Source organism: Streptomyces sp. T028 (genome assembly GCF_048159505.1).
GTDB lineage: Bacteria > Actinomycetota > Actinomycetes > Streptomycetales > Streptomycetaceae > Streptomyces.
Map to the genome: position 1 here is coordinate 26918 of NZ_JBLRVZ010000052.1, position 22695 is coordinate 49612.

General features: G+C 71.2%; 16 protein-coding genes and 1 pseudogene. 6 read left to right on the top strand and 11 right to left on the bottom strand.

The features are described 5' to 3' along the window. Positions 1-51: 51 nt before the first annotated feature. The 4 genes and pseudogenes from ACLZN2_RS40795 to ACLZN2_RS40810 all read right to left on the bottom strand — a co-directional run bounded on the left by ACLZN2_RS40795 (position 52) and on the right by ACLZN2_RS40810 (position 7515). Positions 52-1417: pseudogene (locus tag ACLZN2_RS40795) on the bottom strand (extracellular solute-binding protein). Positions 1418-1559: 142 nt separating this feature from the next. After that, on the bottom strand, positions 1560-2186 hold the full coding sequence (locus tag ACLZN2_RS40800) for a peptidyl-prolyl cis-trans isomerase (RefSeq protein ID WP_416984727.1): 627 nt from the start codon (positions 2184-2186) through the stop codon (positions 1560-1562). After that, complete coding sequence (locus tag ACLZN2_RS40805) at positions 2183-6514, bottom strand: NEW3 domain-containing protein (RefSeq protein ID WP_416984728.1); 4332 nt, start codon at positions 6512-6514, stop codon at positions 2183-2185. The genes ACLZN2_RS40800 and ACLZN2_RS40805 overlap by 4 nt, the downstream gene beginning before the upstream one ends. A gap of 116 nt (positions 6515-6630) precedes the next feature. Next, positions 6631-7515 (bottom strand): MurR/RpiR family transcriptional regulator, encoded by an 885-nt coding sequence (locus ACLZN2_RS40810; protein ID WP_416984730.1) that lies wholly within the window; start codon positions 7513-7515, stop codon positions 6631-6633. Between the two features lie 190 nt (positions 7516-7705). On the opposite strand from ACLZN2_RS40810, the gene ACLZN2_RS40815 reads away from it, so the two are divergent. After that, positions 7706-8494 (top strand): sugar isomerase domain-containing protein, encoded by a 789-nt coding sequence (locus ACLZN2_RS40815; protein WP_416984732.1) that lies wholly within the window; start codon positions 7706-7708, stop codon positions 8492-8494. Positions 8495-8600: 106 nt separating this feature from the next. Continuing rightward, complete coding sequence (locus ACLZN2_RS40820) at positions 8601-11183, top strand: NACHT domain-containing protein (RefSeq protein WP_416984734.1); 2583 nt, start codon at positions 8601-8603, stop codon at positions 11181-11183. A 184-nt stretch (positions 11184-11367) separates the two neighbouring features. Here the strand turns inward: ACLZN2_RS40820 and ACLZN2_RS40825 are convergent, their stop codons facing one another. From ACLZN2_RS40825 to ACLZN2_RS40840, 4 genes are all read right to left on the bottom strand, one after another. After that, a complete protein-coding gene (locus ACLZN2_RS40825; protein WP_416984735.1) occupies positions 11368-12252 on the bottom strand; it encodes an aminoglycoside phosphotransferase family protein in 885 nt (294 codons plus the stop codon). 48 nt (positions 12253-12300) lie between these two features. Further along, positions 12301-13389 (bottom strand): IS630 family transposase, encoded by a 1089-nt coding sequence (locus tag ACLZN2_RS40830; RefSeq protein ID WP_416984737.1) that lies wholly within the window; start codon positions 13387-13389, stop codon positions 12301-12303. Between the two features lie 628 nt (positions 13390-14017). Then, positions 14018-14398 (bottom strand): hypothetical protein, encoded by a 381-nt coding sequence (locus ACLZN2_RS40835; RefSeq protein WP_416984739.1) that lies wholly within the window; start codon positions 14396-14398, stop codon positions 14018-14020. Positions 14399-14427: 29 nt separating this feature from the next. After that, complete coding sequence (locus ACLZN2_RS40840) at positions 14428-15507, bottom strand: FUSC family protein (protein WP_416984740.1); 1080 nt, start codon at positions 15505-15507, stop codon at positions 14428-14430. A 197-nt stretch (positions 15508-15704) separates the two neighbouring features. Between ACLZN2_RS40840 and ACLZN2_RS40845 the strand changes: the two genes are divergently transcribed. Then, positions 15705-16397, top strand: coding sequence for a GNAT family N-acetyltransferase (locus ACLZN2_RS40845; RefSeq protein ID WP_416984741.1), 693 nt, complete (start codon positions 15705-15707; stop codon positions 16395-16397). Here ACLZN2_RS40845 and ACLZN2_RS40850 read toward each other — a convergent pair. The 3 genes from ACLZN2_RS40850 to ACLZN2_RS40860 form a co-directional block, all read right to left on the bottom strand. Further along, positions 16384-18459, bottom strand: a complete 2076-nt coding sequence (locus tag ACLZN2_RS40850; protein ID WP_416984743.1) for a SpoIIE family protein phosphatase — start codon at positions 18457-18459, stop codon at positions 16384-16386. The two genes, ACLZN2_RS40845 and ACLZN2_RS40850, sit on opposite strands and share 14 nt — an antisense overlap. A 74-nt stretch (positions 18460-18533) precedes the next feature. Beyond that, positions 18534-19019 carry an SRPBCC family protein gene (locus ACLZN2_RS40855; RefSeq protein WP_416984744.1) on the bottom strand — a complete coding sequence of 162 codons (486 nt, stop codon included), beginning with the start codon at positions 19017-19019 and terminating at the stop codon, positions 18534-18536. After that, complete coding sequence (locus ACLZN2_RS40860) at positions 19016-19390, bottom strand: ArsR/SmtB family transcription factor (protein ID WP_416984745.1); 375 nt, start codon at positions 19388-19390, stop codon at positions 19016-19018. Before ACLZN2_RS40860 ends, ACLZN2_RS40855 begins: the two co-directional genes overlap by 4 nt. A gap of 130 nt (positions 19391-19520) precedes the next feature. Between ACLZN2_RS40860 and ACLZN2_RS40865 the strand changes: the two genes are divergently transcribed. From ACLZN2_RS40865 to ACLZN2_RS40875, 3 genes are all read left to right on the top strand, one after another. After that, complete coding sequence (locus ACLZN2_RS40865) at positions 19521-19778, top strand: DUF6400 family protein (protein WP_416984746.1); 258 nt, start codon at positions 19521-19523, stop codon at positions 19776-19778. Then, complete coding sequence (locus ACLZN2_RS40870; RefSeq protein ID WP_416984747.1) at positions 19765-20022, top strand: hypothetical protein; 258 nt, start codon at positions 19765-19767, stop codon at positions 20020-20022. Before ACLZN2_RS40865 ends, ACLZN2_RS40870 begins: the two co-directional genes overlap by 14 nt. 869 nt (positions 20023-20891) lie before the next feature. Further along, positions 20892-22667 carry an enoyl-CoA hydratase-related protein gene (locus tag ACLZN2_RS40875; protein WP_416984749.1) on the top strand — a complete coding sequence of 592 codons (1776 nt, stop codon included), beginning with the start codon at positions 20892-20894 and terminating at the stop codon, positions 22665-22667. Positions 22668-22695: the final 28 nt, after the last annotated feature.

Genomic DNA, 22695 nt, shown 5'->3' on the forward strand with positions numbered 1-22695 from the left:
TGTGCTCCGCACCGGGCACGGACACCGGCTTCACGGTCTGGGTCGCCACGTTCAACCCGCCTGCTTCAGCAGCTCGTTGGCCTTCGACTGGGCGTCCTTCACGGCCTGCGCCGGGCTCTTCTTGCCCTGCATGGCCAACTGCACCTGGGCCACGATCGCGTTCTGCACCGCAGGCGAGAGGTTCGTCTGGTCGGCGGTCGCGGTCTTCAGCTGCTCCGCGACCAGCCTGCGGGCCTCGGAGAACGGGTCGTCCCCGGACACCTTCTGGAAGAACGGGTCGTCCAGCGAGGCCGTGGTCGTCGGGAAGATCACCACGTTCGGGTCCTTGCACCAGGCCGTCTGGTTCTCGGCGTCGGTCAGGAACTCGGCGAAGGCGAGTGCCGCCGGCGCGTGCTTGCTGGTCGCAGCGACGCCTATGTACTGCGGGGCGCCGGTGGTGTGGCCGAGCGCGTCGAACGGCTGCTGCCCGACACCCGTCCTGGTGTACACCGAGGGGCTGTTCTGCTTCACGAAGCGGACGAAACTCGGGTTCGTCGAGCCGTAGGCGACCTTGCCCTGGCTGTACAGCGTAGAGGGGTCGTTGCTGGAGGACAGCGAGTCCTTCGGCATCGCGCCCTCCTTGTACAGCTTCGCCATCCACCCATTGCGTGGTCCGCGGATCGTCGCCGAACACGGCGGTTTTGCCGTCCTCGGACAGCACCTTGATGTTCATCTGGTCGAAGTCGGCCGGGATCCGCCACACCGGATTGGCCATCGTCGCGTAGTACTTGCCGTCCGCCGCCTTCGCGATCTTCTCGTAGTCGGCGAACAGCCCGAAGACGCTCGTCGGCGGCTTGGCCGGGTCGATGCCGGCCTTCTTCAGCAGGTCGGTGTTGTACGTCAGGACGATGCCGCCCGTGTACCAGGGCAGCACGGTGTGCGCGGACGCTCCCGAGGCGTCCGTCATCGTGCTGGAGTTCCAGAACGCGGGGACGAACGGCTTGGAGGCGTCCGGGTCCTTGACGCCGATGTCCAGCAGATAGCCCGCCTTGGTGAGAGCGGTCGCCGTCTCCGAGTTGAGGTTGATGACGTCGGGCAACGTACAGGCCTGCGCGTCGGCGACGTTGCGCTGGGTGAAGGTGTTGTCGCCCGGGTCGTCGATCCACTTCACCGAGGTGCCGGGGTGGGCCTTCTCGAAGGCCTTGATCACTCCGTTGAAGAACTCCCCGAAGTCTTTCTTCAGGTTCGTCGTCTGGAAGGTGATCTTCCCCTCGACCTTCCCAGTGAGCTTCCCGGAACCGACGTTGCCCTGGTCGACCTTGCAGCCGCCGGCCGTCGCCTCCCCGGTGTCGGAGCCCCCCGACAGACCGCAGCCGGCGGCGGTCAGGGCCAGGGCGATGACGCCCGCCACGGTTCCGGTCAGTCTTCCCGCACGCATGTCGCCTCCAGGTGCTGGTTCTGCTGGAGCTGCTGGTTCAAATCACCAACTTGGACTCCGGTTGATGAAAAGGTGGACCAGAATTCATCGGAGGTCAATGGCTTGCCGTGTTGCTTTTGGGTTCCGGGTGTCACCGGGGTGGTCAGTGCCGGTGCTCGTGGTCCGGGTGGCCCGGATCGCCCGGGTGCTCATGGCCGGGCGTGTACTCCACGCAGGCCCGGGCGCGGTCCAGCCAGTCGAAGAAGGCCTGCCGGGCCAGCGCCCTGCGCAGCTCCCGCGCCACACCGTCGCGGACCTCGTCGTACGGCAGGACATCGGAGGGCTGCAGGACGTAGTAGGGATCGACACCGCGTCGTAGGGCGTCCGTGGTGAGGAACCGGTCCTGGTTGCGGTCGTAGTAGTCCCGTGCCGCCCGCTCCGGGACCCGCTGCTCGGCCTCCAGCGCCGACAGCAGGGCGCGCGCGGCGGGGGAGTGCGCGAGCGCCACGGCGACGATGCTGCCGAGGTCGGCCACATCGGACCCGGACACCGCGAGCAGTCGCGCCGGGGGCACCTGGGGCGGCGGCGCGAGACCGCGCTCGGCGCAGGCCCGGCGGGCGAGTTCGTCGACGACCACGACCTGGGTGGCCCACCGTCTGCGCTGCCGCTCCGCCCGTGCCAGGGCCTCCGGCCGGGTCTCCCGGTCCCGTGCCGGGACGGCCGCGAGCAGCGCGTCCACCCGCTCCACCGGGACTTCGTCCCCACTGACGACGGCGGCGTGCCCGTTCACTCCGTCACCTCCAGCACGACCGCCTCCGTGTAGGCCACGCAGCCGTGCCACCCGGCCTTCGCCATCAGCCAGTACGAACCCGGCGGCACCGCCGAGCCGTCCACCTCCACCTCGCACACCGTGCCCTCCCCGCCCGGCAGGGTGAATCCCTGGCAGCCCGGCTCGACCCCGGCCCAGGTGCCCCAGGACGACACCGCCCACAGCGTTCCGTTCACGGGCCCACGCGTCGTGTTGCGCACGCGCACCGGCACCCGCACCCGTCCACCCCGGCGCACCTCGACCCGGTCGACGCCCAGTTCCAGCAGCAGACCCGGCCCGGTGCGCCCGTCGGGCCCGCCCTCCACCGCCTCGCCCGGCACATCCAGGGCGACCACGTCCTCGTACGTCTGTCCGCCGTACGCCAGCCGTGCGGCGAGCCGGTACCGGCCGGGCACGGGGTCCGGCGGGGGAGTGACGGTGACCTCGGTGAGGGTGAAGCCGCCCGGGCCGAGCGCGTACGGCAGTTCGGCGGGCTCGGCGGTCCAGCCGTACGGCACCTCCAGGGCCACCGTGCCCAGGACGGGCGCGTGGGTCAGCTCGGAGGAGACCCGCACGGTCACCGTGACCGGGCCGTCGGCCGTCAGTGTGGTCGGGGAGAGGTAGACGGCCACGGGGAGGTTTCCACGGGGCGCGGGGCCGGAGTTGTGCAGCCAGTAGCGGGTGTGCACCGGCTGCGCGGGCTCATGCGCGGCGACACCGTGTCCTTCGGCCGGCGCCACCGGCGCAGCCGCTGGCAATCGTGCCGCTGGGGCGGCACGGGCGGCACCCGGCAACGCCGGTGCGCACCTCGCGGTCGACGGCGAGGCCAGCACGGTGGCCACCTCGAAGCCCGTCAGCCCCAACTCCAGGGCACCGTCCGGGCCGGGGGCCACGGGCTCGCCCGGCCGCTCCAGCACGTCCGCGCGTGTGCCCTCCGCCCACTCCACCGGTCCCGCCAGCCGCGCCCGCACCGGCCGTCCGTCCACCTCGTGCGCCCGTACGACCACCCCGCGCGCGGGGTCCACCGGCTCACTGCCGCCCCGGGCCAGCGGGGAACCGGCCGGCTTCAACGCGTCCAGCAGCACCCGGCCCTCGGGCTGGAGTGTGAGCAGGGTCGCCGTCCTCGGCAGGTCGGCCGGTGTCTCGCAGGGTCGGCGCAGTCGTGCGGTGAGCGGATGGTTGAAGGCATGTCCGGCAGCGGGCCAGCCCAGGTCGCGCCAGTCGCCCTCGCCCGCGACGACCGCGTACTCGAAGGTGTGCGACCAGCGTTGCAGCTGGAACGCGGAGCCGTCCGGAGCGGTGCGCCGGGGCGGGTCGACCCAGATGCCGGAGGGCCAGCCGGTGCAGGAACGCATCAGGGACATGCAGAGGTCCCCCGACGAGGTGACCACACACCCCGGCGTACCCCGGTTGAGGATCGCCAGCCCCCGGCCGTCCCAGGCGTCGCCCGGCGGCAGCGCCTCGCAGCCGCCCGCCGACGTGGCCCGTACGGTCGCGTCGTCCAGGTCGGCGATCAGCGCGTCCACGGCCTTCGCGTCGTCCTCGCCGCCCGCCACGACGAGCAGCGGCAGCCGCTCCAGGTCACGCAGATCGGCGCCCGGCACCCACTCCTCGCGCAGCGACGCCCGCGGCGCCACCCATACGGCGGCCGGGCCGCCCTCGTCGAGCCTGCGGCGCAACTCCCGGCCCGCCGCCGGATCCCAGCCGAGCGCCTCCGCGACCACCGGATTGCGCTCGGGCCCGCCGACCGCGATCCGTACGTCGGGCAGATTGGAGTCGACCTCCACATCCCCGTAGCGCGGGCCGCCCGCGATGGTCGAGGTGGCCGTGACCCCCGCCCGCACCAGGGCGGCGGCCAGCGGGGTGCCCAGCTCACCGGCCGTGGACCAGTCGGCGAACACCAGCTCGGCCACCCCGATCGACCGGTGCCCGAGCAGAGCCCCGGAACCGTCGTGCACGGCGATCCGGGCCGTGGAGCCCAGCCCGAACCACGTGTTGGCGGGGTTGTCCAGCGTCCAGGGGAACCGCTCGCTGTCCACCTCCACGAACCCGAAGCCCCGCCCGATCACCGCGTCCGCGACCTCGTGCACCGGCAGCCCGCCGCGCACGTCCGAGGGCCAGCGCACCCGGATCAGCCGGTCGGCGCCGTCGTAGCCGTCGACGGTCGTCGACACGTCCAGCCGGTCGACGCCCGCCCAGAGCGTGAGCCGCTGGGTGCAGCGGAAGAGCCCGAGGTCGGCGCGGACGGTGACGCGGGAGCCGGCCGGTGAGTGCTCGACATCGATGTCAGCCGTCACGTCCCGACTCCTCGCGACGGTGGTGCCGGTCGGCGTGAGATGCCAGGGTCCCTCACCGAAGCGCGGATGCCTCGGGTACTCCTCCTGGACCACCAGTTCGTTGCCGATGTCCCCGGGGCGCAGCAGTTCCCGGCCGCCCTCGGCGAGCGCGCGCAGGCTGCTGACGCCACCGCCACGCGCGGGGTCGACCGTCACCTCGTAGAACTCGTTGCGGATGGTCGTCCCCTCGCCCGCCGTCCAGCCGGGCACCCGGCCGTCCGCGAGGGAGAGCGCCTTGAGGCCCATGCCGGGCACCTCCGGTACGACGACCCGCAGTTCGCCCTCCTCGCGCACCGCCGGCAGCGGCAGGCCGGTGACGTCCAGCGGGACCAGGCCCGGGTCCGACACGGTCAGCACGTCCCGGCGCTGCCAGGTCGCGGAGTTGAAGACGACCAGGTCGGGCGCGCCGCCGGGCAGCGGGACCACCCGGCGGGCCAGCGCGTCGGTCGCGTCGGCGTGCACGGTCCGCGCCAGGTCGTGCAACTCCCGCCAGCCGGTGAGCAGGTCGATGTAGACCTGGTCGGACTCGGAACCGGTGATGGCGTCGTGGTGGGCGCCGTAGACCAGCTGCCGCCATGCCTTGTCCAGGGCCGCGTCCGGGTAGGGGTGCCCGGCGACGAGGGAGGCGAGGGTCGCCCAGGCCTCGGCGTCGGCGAGGAGCGTCTCGCCGTACCGCTGGGCCTGCTTGGTGTCGATGTAGGAGACGTCCTTGCCGGTGTAGACGGGGTTCATGTCCCGCGTCTGCGGGGACGCCGTACGCCTCTCCCGCTCCAGCTCGGCCCGTACGGCGGCGAAGAAGTCGCGCGGGATGCCGCTGATGAACCGGGGCCAGACGTAACGGGCGTTCCAGTCGCGGTGGATGCCCATCACCCAGCGGCACGGCGGGGCATAGTCGCCGCCGACGGGCAGCAGGACGTTACGGGTGAGGGCGACCTTCTTCAGCCCCTGGAAGAGCTTCAGCGCGGCCGCCTCCGCCTCGGGCAGGGTGGGTGCGTTGTCGATGGCCCAGCCGGCGCCGTAGTGGTTGACCATGTAGGCGGTGAGCAGCCCGCGTCCGGAGGGAGCGATCCAGCTGAACTCCGCCGGGAACTGCATCCGTTGCGGGTCGCGCGGCTCCTCGCCGAACACGGACAGCGTCGGGCCCCACTGGTGGAAGGGCCCGCGCGCCCATGAGCTGGATGTGACCCCCGCGTCGGCCATCAGCCCCGGGAACTGTGGATCGTGCCCGAACGCGTCCAGCTGCCACGCCGTCTCGGGCGCGGCCCCGATGATCCCGCGCTGGAAACCGTCCCCGTACAGCGCGTTGCGTACGGTCGCCTCGGCGCCGGTGAGGTTGGTGTTGGGCTCGTTGTAGGTGCCGCCCATGATCTCGACCCGGCCGGTGCGGATCAGCTGCCGCAGGAAGGCCCGCTCCTCGGGGAAGGAGTCCCAGTACGGCTTGAGGTAGTCGACCTCGGCGAGCACGAAGGTGTACGCCGGGTCGCGCCGCGCCAGGTCGCAGTGGGCCCGCACCAGGCTCATCCCGGACTGGCCGCGCGAGTCGAAGGTACGGGCGGGCAGGCCCGTGACGGCCGGATCGTCGGTGACGTCCCAGGTCTCGGTGTAGGCGGCCTGGGTGTTCCACCAGACCGGGTCGTAGTGGAAGTGGCTGACCATGAACATGGTCCAGCCGGGCTCGGCGGCGGTGAACTCGGCGGTACGCCGGGCGAGTTCGTCCCCGTCCTCGGCGGTGACGGTGATCTCGCGGCGGTCCCCGGGCACCAGGCCCTCGACGGCCACGGGTATCTCGGCGCGCCCGGCTCCGTCCTCGCCCACGATGACGACGGTCTCCCCGACGCTGTGCACATCCGTGCCGGTCACGCCCAGCCGGACCGCCCGGCCCGGTTCGTGCCCCACCTCCACGGCGACCACCTGGTGCGGCTGGTCCTCGGTGCCGGTGAAGAGCTCGGTCGACGCGACGGAGATGACACGCATGGGGCTCCTAGCGGTGCGCGGGGGAGCCCCATCCTGGCATCGAGGGATGGTTCAATCAACCATAGGTTGTCATCTTGGTTGGTTCATCCATGCATTCCTGGGCCTCTCGAAACCGCTCAGCGGGCCCGCCGGGACTTCACCGCGTGCGCCCCGGCGATGTGGTCGGTCAGTGCCAGGGACGCGCTCGCGCGCTGGTAGGAGAGCTGGCCGACCCGGACGTAGAGGCAGTCGATGAGCATCAGCACCGAGTGGCGGGCGCCGATGCTGCCGGTGCGGAAGCTGGTCTCCGAGGACGACGAGATCAGCCGTACGTCGGCGGCGCGGGCCAGCGGCGACCGCGGGTCGGCGGTCAGCGCGACCGTGGTGGCGCCGCGCTCCCTGGCCAGTTCGAACGGCTCGATCGTCTCCCGGGTGGCGCCGGAGTGGGAGATGCCGATCGCCACGTCCGCCGGGGTGAGCAGCGCGGCCGAGGTGGTGGCCGCGTGCACCTCGGTCCAGCCGCGCACCGCGCAGCCGATGCGGAACAGCCGGGTCTCGGTCTCCTGGGCGACCGCGCCGCTGCCCCCGACGCCGTACACGTCGATGCGCCGGGCGCGCGCCACGGCCTGGGCCGCGCGCTCGATCGCGTCCAGGTCGATCCGGTCGATGGTCTGCTGGATGGCCCGCAGGTCGGCGGTGCCGACGACCTGCACGACCCGCTCCAGACTGTCGTCGGGGGAGATGTCCGGGCCGATCTCGGCGCTGCCCCAGTCCGAGGACTCGCCCCGGCCGCGCTCCTGGGCGAGTTCGATCAGCAGATGCTGGTACGAGTCCAGGCCGATGGCGCGGCAGAACCGGGTGACGGTGGCCTGCGAGGTCCCGGTGCGGCGGCCCAGCTCCGCGGCCGAGCAGTGGGTGACGGCGGCCGGATCCTCCAGGATCAGCTCGCCGACCTTCCGCAGGGAGCCGGCCAGCCGGGGCAGTTCGGTGCGGATGAGGGTGGTGACATCGGTCGAGGGCATGCTTCAGAAGGTATCAGCCACCCGTTGCGGCGGTGTCTGAATACCAGGACCGGAAACCCTCTTGGTCTCCCTCGGTGAGCTGCGCCATTGCCGGGGTGTCGACGGCTGTGATTTATTGATTCACCTGTATGTGGGTATGAGGTGGTTCAATCCACCGGATGATCAGTCGCCGCCAGTGGGGAGTGCAAAGGTGTCCGTCGAGTCCGCCAACGAGTCCGTGCCCGAACCGGTGAGCGCCGACCGCTTCGCGTACGAGAGCCTCGCCGTACTGCACCGCCTGACCGAGACCTCGCGCGCCGACGTGGCCGCCGCCGCCACCCTGATCGCCGACTGCGTCCGCGAGGACGGTGTCGTGCACGCCTTCGGCACCGGCCACTCCCAGGCCCTCGTCCTCGAGCTCGCCGGCCGCGCGGGCGGCCTCGTGCCCACCAACCGCCTCAGCATGGCCGACCTCGTCCTCTACGGCGGCGACGACCCCGGCGTCCTCGACGATCCGCTGCTGGAACGCGAACCCGGCATCGCGGCCCGCCTCTACGCACTCGCCGCCCCCCGCCCCCAGGACCTCTTCGTCGTCATCTCCAACTCCGGCGTCAACAACGTCATCGTGGAGATGGCCCTGCGCGTCAAGGCGCAGGGCCATCGGCTGCTGGCCATCACCTCCCTCGGCCACACCCGGTCCGTACCGGCCGCCCACCCGAGCGGGCACAAGCTCGCCGACCTCGCCGACGTCGTCCTCGACAACGCGGCGCCGCGCGGGGACGCGCTGCTTGAGCTTCCCGGTGGGGGCGCGGTGTGCGCGTTGTCCACCCTTACCGGTGTGCTCCTGGTGCAGATGACGGTCGCCGAGGCGGCGGGGCTTCTTCTTGCCTCCGGCGACCGTCCTCCGGTGTATGTCTCCGCCAACGTGCCTGGGGGGTTCGAGGGGAATCTGGAGTTGGAGAAGCGGTATGCCGGGCGGATTCGGCGTACGGCCAGCTGAGACCGCGCTCGGCGCGGTGACACGCGCCGTCCGCACGCGGCCACGACGGGGCTGCGAATCCGTCAACTCATGGAAAAATGGGGGCTTCTGACTCGGGGAGGCCAATGTGACGGTGCAGCAGATGACGGAGAAGGGCCTGCCGGAGGCCATCCGCCGGCTCTTCGAGTCGAACAACTACCGGGTCCGGACATCGGTCCACGTGTTCGGGGCCGAGGTCGACCTGATCGCCGAACCCAAGGGCGACGCCTTCGCATCTCCGATCTACATCGAAGCCACAGTCCAGCACGTGGACAATGCGAAGTACGGCAAGGACCTCTCCAAGCTGGCCATGATCCAGGTGAAGGATCCCCGGGCACGTCTCCTGATCATTTCCTCCGCGGGCTTTACCGCGGCCGTCGTGGAACGTGCTGCGGAGACTGGCGTGGAGTGCCTCACCTACGAGGAACTCTTCCGCAGGTTCGAGAAGTTCGAGCCGTACATCAGCTATGTCACCAGTGCCGACTCCAGCCCCATCGCCCGCGAGCTCAGTTACCTGAGCGACATATACCAGCCTCATCGCTTCCGGGACGTGATGGGGAACCACTCCGCGGTGGAGTGGCTGGAGCAGTGGCGTGGTGACAACAGCACCTCGGGGCGCTGGCTCGTCACTGTCGGCGAGTACGGCACCGGAAAGACGGCCCTGACCAAGGTGCTTCAGTACCGCTGGACGCAGGACTACATCCGTGATCCGTCCCTTCCCATTCCCTTTCGCATCGAACTGCGCAATTTCACCCGCCAGTTCGACGCCCGCGGGTTGCTGCACTACTTCCTTGACCACAACGAACTCGGCCATGTACCGATCGAGTTCGCCTTCTCGCTGATCCGCAGCGGCCGAGTGGTCCTGCTGCTCGACGGATACGACGAAATGGCCCAGTACCTGAAGTCGCGGGAACGCCGAGAGTGCCTGCGGGCGCTGGCGGAACTCGCCGACGGCGGCGCCAAGGGCATCCTGACGAGTCGGCCCAACTACTTCACCGAGGCCGAGGAGCTCCAGGTCTTCGACACGTTGTACCGGTCGCTCCGCACGGAATACCTTCTGACGGCTTCCGACGAGGAGCAGATCAAGCAGGAAAAACAGATCGACGAGTTCATCAGGAGGAGTTTCCTGGAGCGCTCGGAGAGATCCCTGCAGGACCTGGACAAGGCCCAAACCCGGGCGCTCGTCGAACGGCAGCTTCATGACGATCCCGAGGGTCAGAACGTTCTTTTCGAGATCCTCGACCGAGTGTTCCGGGAAGAGGGCGGGAAGGACGTGTCCCTGTCTGGGAAGCCCGTCATCGTCAGCTACCTGCTGGAGGTGGTGGAGCAGCTCAAGGCGGACCAGATCTCGGAGATGCCGGAAAGGCTCACCGAGTGGTACGTCTACAAGCTCATCATCGGCAAGCTGATGATGCGTGACCTCCACAACGGCGGCGAACTCGCCCCGGAGCACAGGCGGCGCTTCCTGCAGTCCCTGGCCGTCCGCCTGTCGGAACGCGACGCGCCCTCCGCCGACGAGGCGACTCTGCGGTCCCTCATCAGGAGCGTGTTCGCCTCCGAGATCCGCAGACTGGGCAGGGACTCCTCCGGCGACAACCCCGAGGATGTCTATTTCAACGACCTGCGCCGGTCGTCGACGCTCACCAGGTCGTCCCTCAGCCAGGACCGGGGGTGGGCCTTCTCTCACAACTCGCTGCGTGAGTTCCTCGTCACCGAGTACATGCTCAACAAGCTGGTGTCGGAAAAGCCTCCGAGCATCAACGTCCCGATCTCCGAGGCGATGCAGATCTTCGCCGCCACGCAGAGTCAGAGGGACATCGAGGTACAGGTGACGGCGCTGAGGAACGCCTGGCCGTCGCGCAGTACGACACCGTCCTTCGGAGCACTGCTCGCCCTGCTCTGGCAGGCTGGATGCAAGAATTTCGGCCGGCAGGGGAGCCGGAGTCCAGTCCGCTCCTTCCTGGAGTACTGCAGCGCGGAGACGCGCAACTTCAGCGCTGTCCCGCTGCGGAAACTGAACTTCTCGACGGCCAGCGGGTCGACCGATCTCAACGGTTTCGACATGAGCTCCACCGAAATCTCGGAGTGCACCTTCGAGAAGGTCAACTGCGCGGGAGTGAACTTCTCGGACTCGATCCTCGAAGCCACCAACTTCAGGGACGCCGACCTGAGCGGGGCCCGCTTCACCAACGCAGACCTCATCGACATCGACCTCACCCGGGCCAAAGTCGCGGGTGCCGACTTCCGCCAGATCTCCAGGGACTCCACCATAATCGTCACCACCGGAGAGTCCACCGCAGCCGAGATGCTGACCGATGCGGACGCCCTCGGGTACCTGAACTATCACGGTGCCCAGACCGACGAAGTAGGGAGTTACTACGCACTGCAGTACCACCCGTACTTCTTCATCGTGGAGAAGATCTGCACCAAGATGAAGGAGTCGAGTCCCCGGCAGCGCCAGGGCATTGAACAGCGTGGTGTCGCGCAGCGCAACGTGCCCTTCGCCCGCCGGTTCATCGCCGAGATGGAGCGGTGCAACTACATCTCTGCGCCCGGTGGGCGACTCAATCAGCTGGTTCTGACACCCGAGGGACGCAACGCGTTCGCGAGGTTCGTCGACCACAACGAGGTCCCCGCGGAGATCGAGCGGTTCCTGCGGGACAACCCCTGATCCGCCAGCCTGCCTAGTGTCCTGAGTCGTTAGTTCGCTTGCGGTTGCAGAGTGGCGCGGTGCCTGGTCCGAAGCCGGCCGCTGGAGTTGTCCGATCACGAACACCGGGTGCTGAGGGGCTGGTTGCGCAGGCAGACCGACTCTCAGGCGGTGGCCCCGGTGGTCCACGCGCCCCTATGACCCCTCAGCCTCGATCAGCGAGGATCTCTGAGAGCACGCGTCGCGCGTTACGGGCGTCAGTGCCGTCCTCGCCCAGGCTGTTGGCGCACGAGACGAGCGTCTTCCACAGCGCCCAGCCGCGTCCGCGCGCCCACGTCGCATCGTCGACGCCGAGCTGCCTCCGAAACAAGTTGCGACCGTCGGCCGAGAGTAAGGTCCAGGCGATCGCGAGGTCGCAAGCGGGGTCCCCCACGCCACACGTACCGAAGTCGATGACGGCGGCGAGCTGTCCGTCCTCAAGGAGCATGTTTCCCTGGGCAAGGTCGCCGTGGAACCAGACGTCCACCCCGTCCCACTGTGCCTCGAGCGCCTGAGTCCACAACTCATGTGCCGACGCGACATCGGTGTGGCCGCGCAGTTCGTCCAGCGCACCGAGCGCCTGCGCCTCGTAGGTCCGCAGTGTTGCTCCACGGAACCAGTTGTGCTTGCCAGGCTGTGGCCCTTCCGAGGCATCGATGCTCTGCAACGCGGCGACGAAGTTGGCCAGGTCCTCGGTGAAGCGGATCGGATCGACAACGGACTCGAACGTCGCGGGCGTGCCGTCGATCCACCCGTAGACCGACCACGCGAACGGGTAGGTCGCACCAGGGCTCCCCTTCGCCAGCGGTATCGGGATCGGCAGCGGGAGAGCGGGTGCCAGCTCGGGTAGCCAACGGTGCTCCTTCTCCACGGCCAAGGCGTACTCCTCCGCGCTGGGCAGGCGGAGCAACATGTTGTCGCCCAAGTGGAAGGTCCGGTTGTCCCAGCCGCTGTTCTCCACAGCCGTCACAGGTAGTGCGGCCCATTGTGGGAACTGTTCGGCCACGAGCCGCCCTGCCTGTTCGGCACTGATGGTGACCCGCTGGGGCATGGGCCCAAGATCTGGAACATCGTTCAACAAGTACATCCTTGCCTGGATTTATTGTCCTGATTTGTCAATTCGTGCGCAGTATGCGGTGAGGGTGTCGAGGATGTCGTCGGCGGTCTTCGTCCAGATGAACGGCTTGGGCTTCTTGTTCCACTCGTTGATCCAGCTGCGGATGTCCCGTTCGAGTTCGACGACGCTGCGGTGGGCCGAGCGGCGGAGTTTGCGAGAGGTCAGCTCGGCGAACCAGCGCTCGGCGAGGTTGAGCCAGGACGCCGAGGTGGGAGTGAAGTGCAGATGGAAGCGGGGGTGACGCAGCAGCCACTTCTTGACCGGCTCGGTCTTGTGGGTGGCGTAGTTGTCCAGGACCAGGTGGAGTTCGAGGTGCTTGGGGACGGCGGCGTCGATGACCTTCAGGAAGCGGAGGAACTCCTGGTGGCGGTGGCGGCGGTAGTGCTGGGCGATGACCGATCCGGAGGCGATGTCAAGGGCGGCGAACAGGCTGGTCGTGCCGTGCCGGACGTAGTCGTGCGTCATCTTCGCCGGCGTGGCCGGCGCCATCGGCAGCACCGGCTGGGTCCGGTCCAGGGCCTGTATCTGAGACTTCTCGTCCACCGCCAGGACCAGGGCGTTCTCCGGCGGGGACAGGTAAATGCCCACCACGTCACGGACCTTGGTCACGAACTGCGGGTCGGTCGACAGCTTCCAGGTCTCCACGATGTGCGGTTTGAGGCCGAACGCCCGCCAGATGCGCGAGACAGCCGACTGTGACATCCCCGCCGCCCCAGCCATCGAACGCGTCGACCAGTGCGAATCACCCGTCGGCGGCGCCTGGCCGAGCGTCCTTGCGACCAGGGCTTCGACCTGCTCGGCCGTGATCTTCCGCGGCGCCCCCGAACGCGGCCGGTCCACCAGGCCCTCCAGCCGGTCCGCGACGAACCGGGACCGCCACTTGCGCACCGTCTCCCGCGAGACACCCAGGTCATCCGCGACCCGCGCGTTCGACAGGCCCTCCGTGCACGCCAGCACGATCCTCGACCGCAGCACCAGCGCCTGAGAGGCGGTCTGCTTGCGCAACCAGCCTCGCAGCACCCGGCGTTCGCGATCGGACAACTCCAGCGGCAACGGCTTCGGACCAGGCACCGCCCCACTCTACAACCGCAAGCGAACTAACGACTCAGGACGCTAGCGCACCGGAACGAGCGTCACGGCAGCCGCCAGCGGGTACGCCCCTGCTCTCAGCGACGGACCGACCGTCGCCGAGCGGCAGCCTCCGACTCGCCGGCCGCCCTTCCCACTGTGGTGTTGCCATCCGATCAACGACACGCCCTCGGAAAGGTCACGCATTCGACCCACGCACTCACACACGACCCAGCTGACAGCGCCTGCCCCACGACACGACACCAACGGATAACACGCCACTACGGATCACCACGGATCCGAAAGGAAGCATGGGAACCCGTCAGTCGTGGCCTACGCGGGTAACTCCATGCCGGTGATCGACGGGGGCGTGGTGCGGTCTCCATCGGGCTGGAGGGCACGGGGCCGGTGTTCATCGCGTGCAAGGCCGCGCTCGTCACGATGGCGGCCGGGTACCTTGCTCAGTCGGCCGGTGCCCACGAAGGCGTGACAGCGTACGACTTGCACGATCGGGGCCCCTGTTCCACAGTCCGACGGCGCCCTGCCGGCACCGGTCCTCGATGTCCTGAGGACCGGTGCCACCTGACAGGCCCGCCTCGATGCGGGAGAGCTGGGCGGTCCGGCTCATCAGCTATGCCTCCAGGTCGATGAGGGTCGGCAGGGGTGGTGGGGGCGGTGGCGCCGGTTCCGGCTGTGCTTCCTGCGGTGGTGGTCGCTCCCCCGTGCACAGGGCCGCGAACCGGTCGATCGTCCCGGAGGCCGCCCGGGCATCGGCCCCCGGCCGCTCCACGGCCTCCGGGGGCAGGGCGGTCGTGGGCAGGTCGAAGCGGGGCAGCCAGTGGGCGCCGAGCAGGATCTGGTGGGTCGCGATGAGCACGCCGTGCCAGTCGGCGCCCGCTGCGGCCGACCGGGCGGCCGGTTCGCTGCGGAACTGGGCGTAGGCGGACTCGGCCAGCCGCATCCGGTGCAGGGCGTGGAGGATCGACGGGGGCGGAGTGGAGCCCGGGGGCACCGCCGTCAGCGTCGTGACGGTGCCCCTGATCAGCGACGCGCACGCGCGCAGCAGGCCGCCATGGTCCGCCGTACCTCGCGGCGGGCACCGGACGGCCAGGCCAGCAGCGCGCACAGCAGACTGATGAGGCTGCCCGTCACCACGTCCACGATCCGCGCCTCCGCGAGCCGCCAGGTGGCCGGGGTGATCCGGGCGAACGCACTGGCCACGACGAGGGTGAACAGCGCCTGCGCCCATGCGATGCCGAGCAGCGGCCCGACCGAGAAGGCGATCAGCATGCAGGGCGCGAGCATCGCGGCGTAGGCGTCGGTGTGCTGTCCGAGGCCGATGAGCAGGGCGCCCGCCGCGACCGCGCCCACCAGATTGCCGGCCACCGCCTGCCGCATGGCCGCCCAGGTCTCCCCGGCCGTGGTCCTGCTCAGCGTCAGCACCGCCAGCAGCACCCAGAACCCGTGGGTCAGGTCGAGCGAACCGGCCACCAGCCGTGCCGCGGCGAGGGCGACCCGGAGCGCGTTGTGGAACCGCACCGAGCGGACCGTCATGTTGCCGACGATCCGGCGCAGCCACAGCCGGGCCGTCGGCGCGTTCGTGTACCAGAACAGCTCTCGTGGCTCGATCGGCGGCGTGCGCCGCCCGTCGACGCCGACCCGTACGGCGATCTCCAGCGTCCGCACCGACTCGGCGACCCCCAGCAGCGCGGCCTCCCACCGCAGCACCGCCACCGCCCCCGGCCCCTCGGCGCCGGTTCGCGCCCCCTGCCGCGCCCGCATCCGCTGGAACGCGCCGATCGCCTCGTCCAGACGCCGCGGGACCGGGGAGGCCCGGCCCGCCAGCAGGGCCGCGGCACTCGCGGCACACCGCGCCGCCACCTGCGGCAACAGCCACCGCGAGGCACGGTCGCTGGGGCGGCCGCCGCCCCCGAGGAGGCTGCGCAGTCGCCCCGTCTCCGTCAGCTGGGCCAGCTGTTCGAGGAGACGGCGGGCCGCGGAACCCGCCTGGGCCAGGCCCCGGACCCCACGGCCCGGGCCCGCGGGGCGTTCGCCGGGCCCGCGGGGCGTTCGACGGGAGGGAACCGGACGCCCCCGAGGCATCGCGGGCGGGCCGGGCACTCGCGTCCCGCCCCCTCATCGTCGGCCGCCCCCGCGCAGGCCGCAGCCCAGCCGTACCGGACGACGGGCCTCCGGGCAGCGACCGCGTGACGTGCCGCCCGGGCGGCAATACGCTCACATCGGCGTCGAACCCGGCCGAACCGCTGTGGGTTCACGGCTGTGGATTCTTCGAGGGGGCAGATGGTCGAGGGGGGCACATGATCTGGTCACGGTTGCGCGGCGGTCGGAGGACGCCCAAACTCCCGCTGCCCGGCGCGTGCGGGCAGCGACGGCACACCCTGCACACCGAGCGCCTCCTGCTCTACACCCCGCAGACCCGGCTGGACCTCGCGGTCTGTGTGGCCGCGGGCGCGGACCCCCAGGCCCAGCGCTGGCTCGGCTGGGAGAACCTGGGGCCGATAGGTGAGCCACGCCTTCGTACGGCCCTGGTCCAGCTGCGCCCCGCCGACGCCGCCGGCCGGCCTCCGTTCCCGGGCATCCCGGCCGTGCGGGCCCAGCCCTACGAGCCGGGCCCGGACGACGGAGTGACCCTGATCGCCGTCCGACTCGACGACGGCAGATACGCCGGCCTCCTGGAACTGGACCCGGGCACCGGCGAGATCGGCGGCTGGCTGGCCCCGCACGCGCGCGGCCTCGGACTCGGCACCGAACTGTTCCGCGCCGCAGCCCTCCTCGGGCACGACCACCTGGGACTCGCGGCGGTGCGGGCCGGGTACGAGCCCGCCAACACCGCGAGCGCGGGAGCCCTGACGGCCGCCGGTTTCGTCCCCGCCGACGGGCCGCCCCGCCACCGCCTGCACAACGGCCGCGTGGTCGACGCCCGCTGGCTGCGGCACACCGCGTCGATCCCGCCGGGCCGCTGCTCCGGCGCCGGACCTACAACGCCCTAGCCACGAGCAGCGCCACGTCGTCATGGTCGTCGGGGTGGCGCAGGCCGTACAGCAGGAGGTCGCAGAGCTCCTCCAGGGGCCGGTCGGTTTCGTCCAGGAAGGTGAGCAGCACGTCCAGACGGTCGTCGATGGAGTGGTGCCGGGTCTCCACCAGACCGTCCGTGTAGAGGACGAGCACATCGCCGGGGGCGAGGTCGGTCGTGGTGGTCCCGAAGGGGATCCCGCCCACGCCGAGTGGGGCGCCGGACGGCAGGTCGAGCAGCGCGGGGGCGTGGCCGGGACCGACCAGGGCGGGCGGCATGTGTCCCGCGTTGGCGATCCGGCACCGCCGGGTGCGGGGGTCGTACACCGCGTAGAGGCAGGTCACGATGTAGTGCTCCAGATCGCAGGTGATCTTGTCCAGGTGCCGGAGCACTTCCCCCGGATCGAGGTCGAGGTCCGCGTAGGCGCAGGTGGCGGTGCGCAGCCGGCCCATCGTGGCGGCCGCGTCGATGCCGTTGCCCATGACGTCCCCGACGACCAGCGCGGTCCTGTCGTCGGTCAGCGGGATGACGTCGTACCAGTCGCCGCCGACCTCACTGGTGGCCTGGGCGGGCTGATAGCGGGAGGCCAGGTCGAGACCCGTGTGGTGCGGCGGGTGGTCGGGCAGCAGGCTGCGCTGGAGGGTCAGCGCGGTGTTGCGCACGCTCTCGAACCAGCGGGCGTTGTCGATGGCCACGGCGGCACGTCCGGCCAGCTCACCGGCGAGTACGACGTCGTCCTCGTCGAAGGGGAGCGGATTGCGGGTCCGCTTGAGATCGAGGGCGCCCAGCACCTCGCCGTGGGCGATCAACGGCACCGCGAGATACGAGTGGACACCCGCCCGGGCCAGCAGGGAACCGGCCTCGGCGTCCCGGGCGATACGGGGGATGTCGGCGGCGCCGACGTGGCGCACCAGGACCGGCCGGCCGGTGTGGACGCACAGGGTGACCAGCCGGTCGCCGTCGTAGGCGGCGACATCGCCCGGGGCGTCGGCGGCACGCAGGGCCACGGTCGGGTGGGCCGCCTTGAGCGCGAGGGAGCGGAAGAGTTCCGGGCCCTCGTCCGGTCTGCGGGAGCGGCGGCAGGCCAGCGCGGAGTCGAGGACGTCCACGGCGACCACGTCGGCGAGCTGCGGGACGGCGATCTCGGCCAGCTCATGGGCGGTCTGCGCGACCTCCAGCGTGGTGCCGACCCGGGTGGAGGCCTCGGCGATCAGGGCGAGGCGCCGCCGGGCCCGGTCGGCCTCCGCCGCCGCCCGGTGCCGCTCGGTGACGTCGACGACCGAGGCCGCCGCGCCCAGGACCCGCCCGCCGGGGTCCTCCAGCCGGTAGAAGGAGAGCGACCAGGCGTGCTCGCGCTCGGGGTCGGCGGGCGGGCGGCCCACGTGGTACTGGTCGAGCAACGGTGTCCCGGTGGTGAGCACCTGCCGCAGCGCGGACTCGATGGTCCCCACGTCGGGCAGCGGCAGGGTCTCCCGCAGACGACGGCCGACATGCTCCTCGGCGGGGATGCCGTCGATGCGCTCCAGCGCCGGATTGACCAGCAGGTACCGCAGATCATGGTCGAGGAGCGCCAGCCCGATCGGGGACTGGTTGATCAGCCGCTCGCACAGCGCCAGATCCGTCTCGACGCGCTGCAGCAGGGTGTGGTCGGCGGCGATACCGAGGGCGTACACGCCCCCGAGGTCGTCCTGGAGCCGCATGTTGCGGAACTCCATGAGACGGGTGCTGCCGTCCTTGTGCCGGATCGGGAACGTGCCGGCCCAGCTCCGGCCGGTCTCCAGCACCTCCGCGAACAGCCTCACCACGGCCTTCAGATGCTGGGAGTGGATGAACAGCCGCGCCGCGTACCTGCCGAGGGCCTCCTCGGCGGTGTAGCCGAACAATTCCTCCGCCTGCGGGGTCCAGAACACGATGCGTCCGTCGGCGTCCAGGACCATCGCGGACACGCTCAGTACGTCCAGCAGCCCGGTGGGAGGAGGTGCCTCGGCCGCCTCGGCGCCGTACACGCCCTCCTGGGGCGGGAAGGGTTCGGCTGTCATCCCCAACCTCCTCCCCTCCATGCTGCCCCCGCCGGGAGCGTCCGGAAAGCGTCAGGGACGACTGGGTCCGGAGATCAGTCGGTGAGCAGCGCGTCCATCTGGCCGACCGCCAGTCGCAGGCCCTCCTCCATGCCCATCTCCACCAGCTGGTCCAGCTGCTCCCGGGTGTCGAAGGAGGACCGGATCTCCATGCGCGTGCCGTCCCCGTGCGGGGTCAGCCGGACCCGCACGCTCGTGGTCGGCAGGGCGGGGTTCGGCTTCCCCTCCTCGTCGGCGAAGCCGTCGGTGAACTCCAGGGACGTGGGCGGGGCGACCGAGGTGACCCGCCACCAGCCGCGGTGCTTGTCGCCCTCGGGGCCCGTCATGAAGTAGGTGACCTCGCCGCCCGGGGTCAGGTCGTGGTTCTCCATGGTCGCCGGGTAGGTCGGGGGTCCCCACCAGCGCTCCAGCCGGCGGGGGTCGGCCCACAGCCGCCACACCTCCTCGACGGGGGCGGCGAAGTCGGCGACGAGGGTGAGGGTGAGGCTGTCGAAGTCCTTGTCCACACTGGTCACGGTCATGGTTTCGGTCCTTCCTTCGGATGGTGCTCTTCTGCACGGGGTTCCGGTGCCAGCAGGCCGGACATCCGCTCCACCCTGCCGCGCCACAGAGCCTCCAGGTCGTCGAGGGCCTGCCGGGCCCGCGCCAGCGCGTCGGGCTCGGTGCGGACGAGCTGCTCCCGCCCGCGCCGCCGTTTGCTGACCAGTCCCGCCCGCTCCAGCACCGCCACGTGCTTCTGCACCGCGGCGAAGCTCATCGGGTAGGCGGCGGCCAGCCGCGACACCGACAGACCGTCGTCGACACAGCGGCGGACCATGTCCCGGCGGGTCGGGTCCGCCAGGGCGTGGAAAATCCGGTCCAGGCTTCCGGCACCACCGTCATCTACAACCATTTGGTTGTACGTTAACGGGCCCCGCGGACCTCCGCAACCGCGGCGGCACCACTCTCACCTGCTGTCACCTGCTGTGACATCCCCCACCTGCTCTTGCCCGAGCGAGGAGCGCTTCCCTACGTTCGGACACATGTCCCACCACGGCTCCACCCCTTCCGGCGAACCGTTCGACTGGTCCGTCGACCTGAGCGCTCACGAGATGCTCAGGCGGGCCCACGTCATGGACGCCCTCGGCGCCGACTGGGACCCGGTGGAGGCGCTCCAGGGCGAGGAGGCGGCGTACGGACTGCTCTACTCCGGCCTCAGCGCCGAGCAGCAGCGGATCCACGACGACCTGGTCGCGGCCGGTGTGCTCCCGCGCAGGGGAGACGGCGATGCTGCCGCTTGACCCGCAGGCCGACCCCGGCCGGCGCGCCTGGGTGGCCTGCCCCCGCTGCAACGACCACCAGGGCTGCGCCACCTGCGAGGGCGGCCGCACGTGTGCCACGCACTGGCGCTACCTGCTCTCCAACGTCGGCAGCCTGCTCCATCTGCAGTGCCCCTCGTGCGCCCACGTCTGGGACCACGAAACCCACTTCGGCGCCACCCGCACCCCCTGGGAGCGCATCACCAGCGGCCTGCGCCGCCCGTGACAGCCCCGGCGGCCGGCGCTACGAGTGAAGCCCGGTTTGCCTGCGCGGCCGTGAGGCCCGGCGGTCGGCGCCGCCGGTGAGGCCCGGAGGCCTGGCCGGGTGCGACGCCGCGCGGTCCGCGCAGCGGGGGCGCACCGGGGCTGAGGCGGCGCCAGGTTCACCGCCTCCGCCGCGAGAACGTTCGCCGCCCCCGCCCCGCCGCCCTCGCCGCAGGAGCGGCCCTCGCGTCGCGCCAAGACGCCGCGTGGCCTCCGGCGACGTGATGCCAGGGCGCCCGCGCCACCCGTGACGCCCGGCGCCACTGGCACCCTGGTAGCGCATCACCAGCGGCTTGCGCCGTCCGTAGGCCCTGGCGGCCCTGTGCCGCGAGTGAAGCCCGGTTTGCCTGCGCGGCCGTGAGGCCCGGCGGTCGGCGCCGCCGGTGAGGCCCGGAGGCCTGGCCGGGTGCGACGCCGCGCGGTCCGCGCAGCGGGGCGCACCGGGGCTGAGGCGGCGCCAGGTTCACCGCCCGCCCGCCCCTGTCGCCGCCATCGCCCTCGCCGCAGGAGCGGCCCTCGCGCCGCCGTGACGCCGCGTGGCCTTCGGCGACCTGAAATCAGCGCGCCCGCGCCGCCCGTGATGGCCGCGCCGCCCGCGCGGCCCGTGCTGCCCGCGCCGCCCATGACGCCCATGACGCCCATGACGCCCGTGCCGCCCCGACGCCTGGGGGCGCCTGCCGCGCCCGCGCCGGCCCGGTGAGCCCGGACGGCTCAGCCGTGTTCGCTTTCGGATGACCCCGGCCGTCTGTCGCCGGGGGCGGCCGGCGGGCCTGGCGGAGGATCGCCCTCGGCGGTCATTCCCGCCTGCCGCCCGTCCGCCCGGAGGCAGCCGTGCACATCCTGCTCGTAGCCAGCGCGTTCAACAGCCTCACCCAGCGGGTCCACGCCGAGCTGCGCGACGGCGGCCACTCGGTGGCGGTCGAACTCGCCCTGCCGGACGGCTCGTTGCCGGACGCCGTACGACGGCACGCGCCGCAGCTCGTGGTGGCGCCGATGCTCAGGACGACGATCCCCGAAGAGGTGTGGACGGCGTACCCCTGCCTCGTCGTCCATCCCGGACCCGTCGGGGACCGCGGACCGTCCTCCCTGGACTGGGCGATCCACGAGGGCTACGACGACTGGGGCGTCACCGTCCTGCAGGCCGACGCCGAGATGGACGCCGGTGACGTGTGGGCCTGCGTGGCCTGCCCCCTCCCGCCGGTGGCCAAGAGCGACCTGTACCGGGGTGAGATCGCCGACGCCGCGTTGCGGGCCGTCCTGCTCGCCGTGGACCGCTTCGCCGGCGGAACGTACGTACCGCTCCGGCAGGACCCGGCGGACACGGCCGACCCCCGTCTGCGGACGCGCCCGTACCTCGACCAGGGCGTCCGGCGCATCGACTGGGCCGAGGACTCCACCCGGACCGTGCTGCGCAAACTGCGGGCGGCGGACTCACAGCCCGGGGTGCTGGACGTGCTGTTCGGCGAGGAGTGGTACCTGCACGGCGGTCACCCCGAGCACGTACTGCGCGGCCGCCCCGGCGAGCTGCTGGCCACCCGGGCCGGGGCGGTCTGCCGGGCCACCACGGACGGCGCCGTGTGGATCCCCGAGCTCAGGCTCCGGCGGCTGCGCGGGGCGCCGACCACCTTCAAACTGCCCGCCGTGCGCGCCCTCGGCGACCGGCTGCCGCCGCTGCCCGACCGAACCCCGCTCGGGCTGTCCGGCGCACAAGGGCCCACCTGGACGGACATCCGCTACCGGGAGGACGGGGACGTGGGCTTCCTGTCGTTCTCCTTCCCCGGCGGCGCCATGAGCACCGAGCAGTGCCGCCGTCTGCTGGACGCCTACCGGGAGGCGTGCGAGCGGCCCACCTCGGTGCTGGTGCTGGGTGGCGAGCGCGACTTCTTCTCCAACGGCATCCACCTCAACGTCATCGAGGCCGCCGCCGACCCGGCCGCGGAGTCCTGGGCCAACATCAACGCCGTCGACGACCTGGTCGAAGCGGTCCTGATGACCACGGACCGGCTCACCGTCGCCGCCGTCGCGGGCAACGCCGCGGCCGGTGGTGTGATGCTCGCACTCGCCGCCGACGAGGTCTGGTGCCGCTCCGGGACCGTGCTGAACCCCCACTACCGGCTGATGGGCCTGTACGGCTCCGAGTACTGGACCCACACCCTCCCGCGCCGCGTCGGCCCCGCCGTCGCCGAACGGCTCATGAGCGAGGCTCTCCCCGTGAGCGCGGCGGGCGCCCGGCGCCTCGGGCTCGTCGACCATGTGGTCGACTGCGCGCCGGACGCCTTCGCCCACGAGGTCGGCGAACTCGCGGCACGCCTCGCCGCCCTGCCCGCGACGGCGGACCGCGTCACCGCGAAGAAGGCGGCACTGGACCGGCTGCAGAGCCTGACCCCGCTGGCCGGCTTCCGGGAACGGGAACTCGCCCGGATGCGGGAGACCTTCGACGACCCCGACGCCCCGTACCACGCCCTGCGCCGGGCGTTCGTCCACAAGAAGCGGCCCGCCGGCACCCCGCCGCACCTCGCCCCGGTGGCCCGAACCGGGCCGCCCCCCTCCGCCGCCCACGTCACCGGAATGGCCCCCGCCGGTGTCTCACCCGAGCCGAACCACTGATACGAAGAACTCTGATGGCCGAAATGCA

Bases quoted from the DNA above. Each gene is read 5' to 3' on its own strand.
- ACLZN2_RS40805 (WP_416984728.1), bottom strand. From the start codon at position 6,514: ATGCGTGTCATCTCCGTCGCGTCGACCGAGCTCTTCACCGGCACCGAG.
- ACLZN2_RS40810 (WP_416984730.1), bottom strand. From the start codon at position 7,515: ATGCCCTCGACCGATGTCACCACCCTCATCCGCACCGAACTGCCCCGG.
- ACLZN2_RS40825 (WP_416984735.1), bottom strand. From the start codon at position 12,252: ATGCCCCAGCGGGTCACCATCAGTGCCGAACAGGCAGGGCGGCTCGTG.
- ACLZN2_RS40845 (WP_416984741.1), top strand. From the start codon at position 15,705: ATGATCTGGTCACGGTTGCGCGGCGGTCGGAGGACGCCCAAACTCCCG.
- ACLZN2_RS40850 (WP_416984743.1), bottom strand. From the start codon at position 18,459: ATGACAGCCGAACCCTTCCCGCCCCAGGAGGGCGTGTACGGCGCCGAG.
- ACLZN2_RS40855 (WP_416984744.1), bottom strand. From the start codon at position 19,019: ATGACCGTGACCAGTGTGGACAAGGACTTCGACAGCCTCACCCTCACC.
- ACLZN2_RS40860 (WP_416984745.1), bottom strand. From the start codon at position 19,390: ATGGTTGTAGATGACGGTGGTGCCGGAAGCCTGGACCGGATTTTCCAC.
- ACLZN2_RS40865 (WP_416984746.1), top strand. From the start codon at position 19,521: ATGTCCCACCACGGCTCCACCCCTTCCGGCGAACCGTTCGACTGGTCC.
- ACLZN2_RS40870 (WP_416984747.1), top strand. From the start codon at position 19,765: ATGCTGCCGCTTGACCCGCAGGCCGACCCCGGCCGGCGCGCCTGGGTG.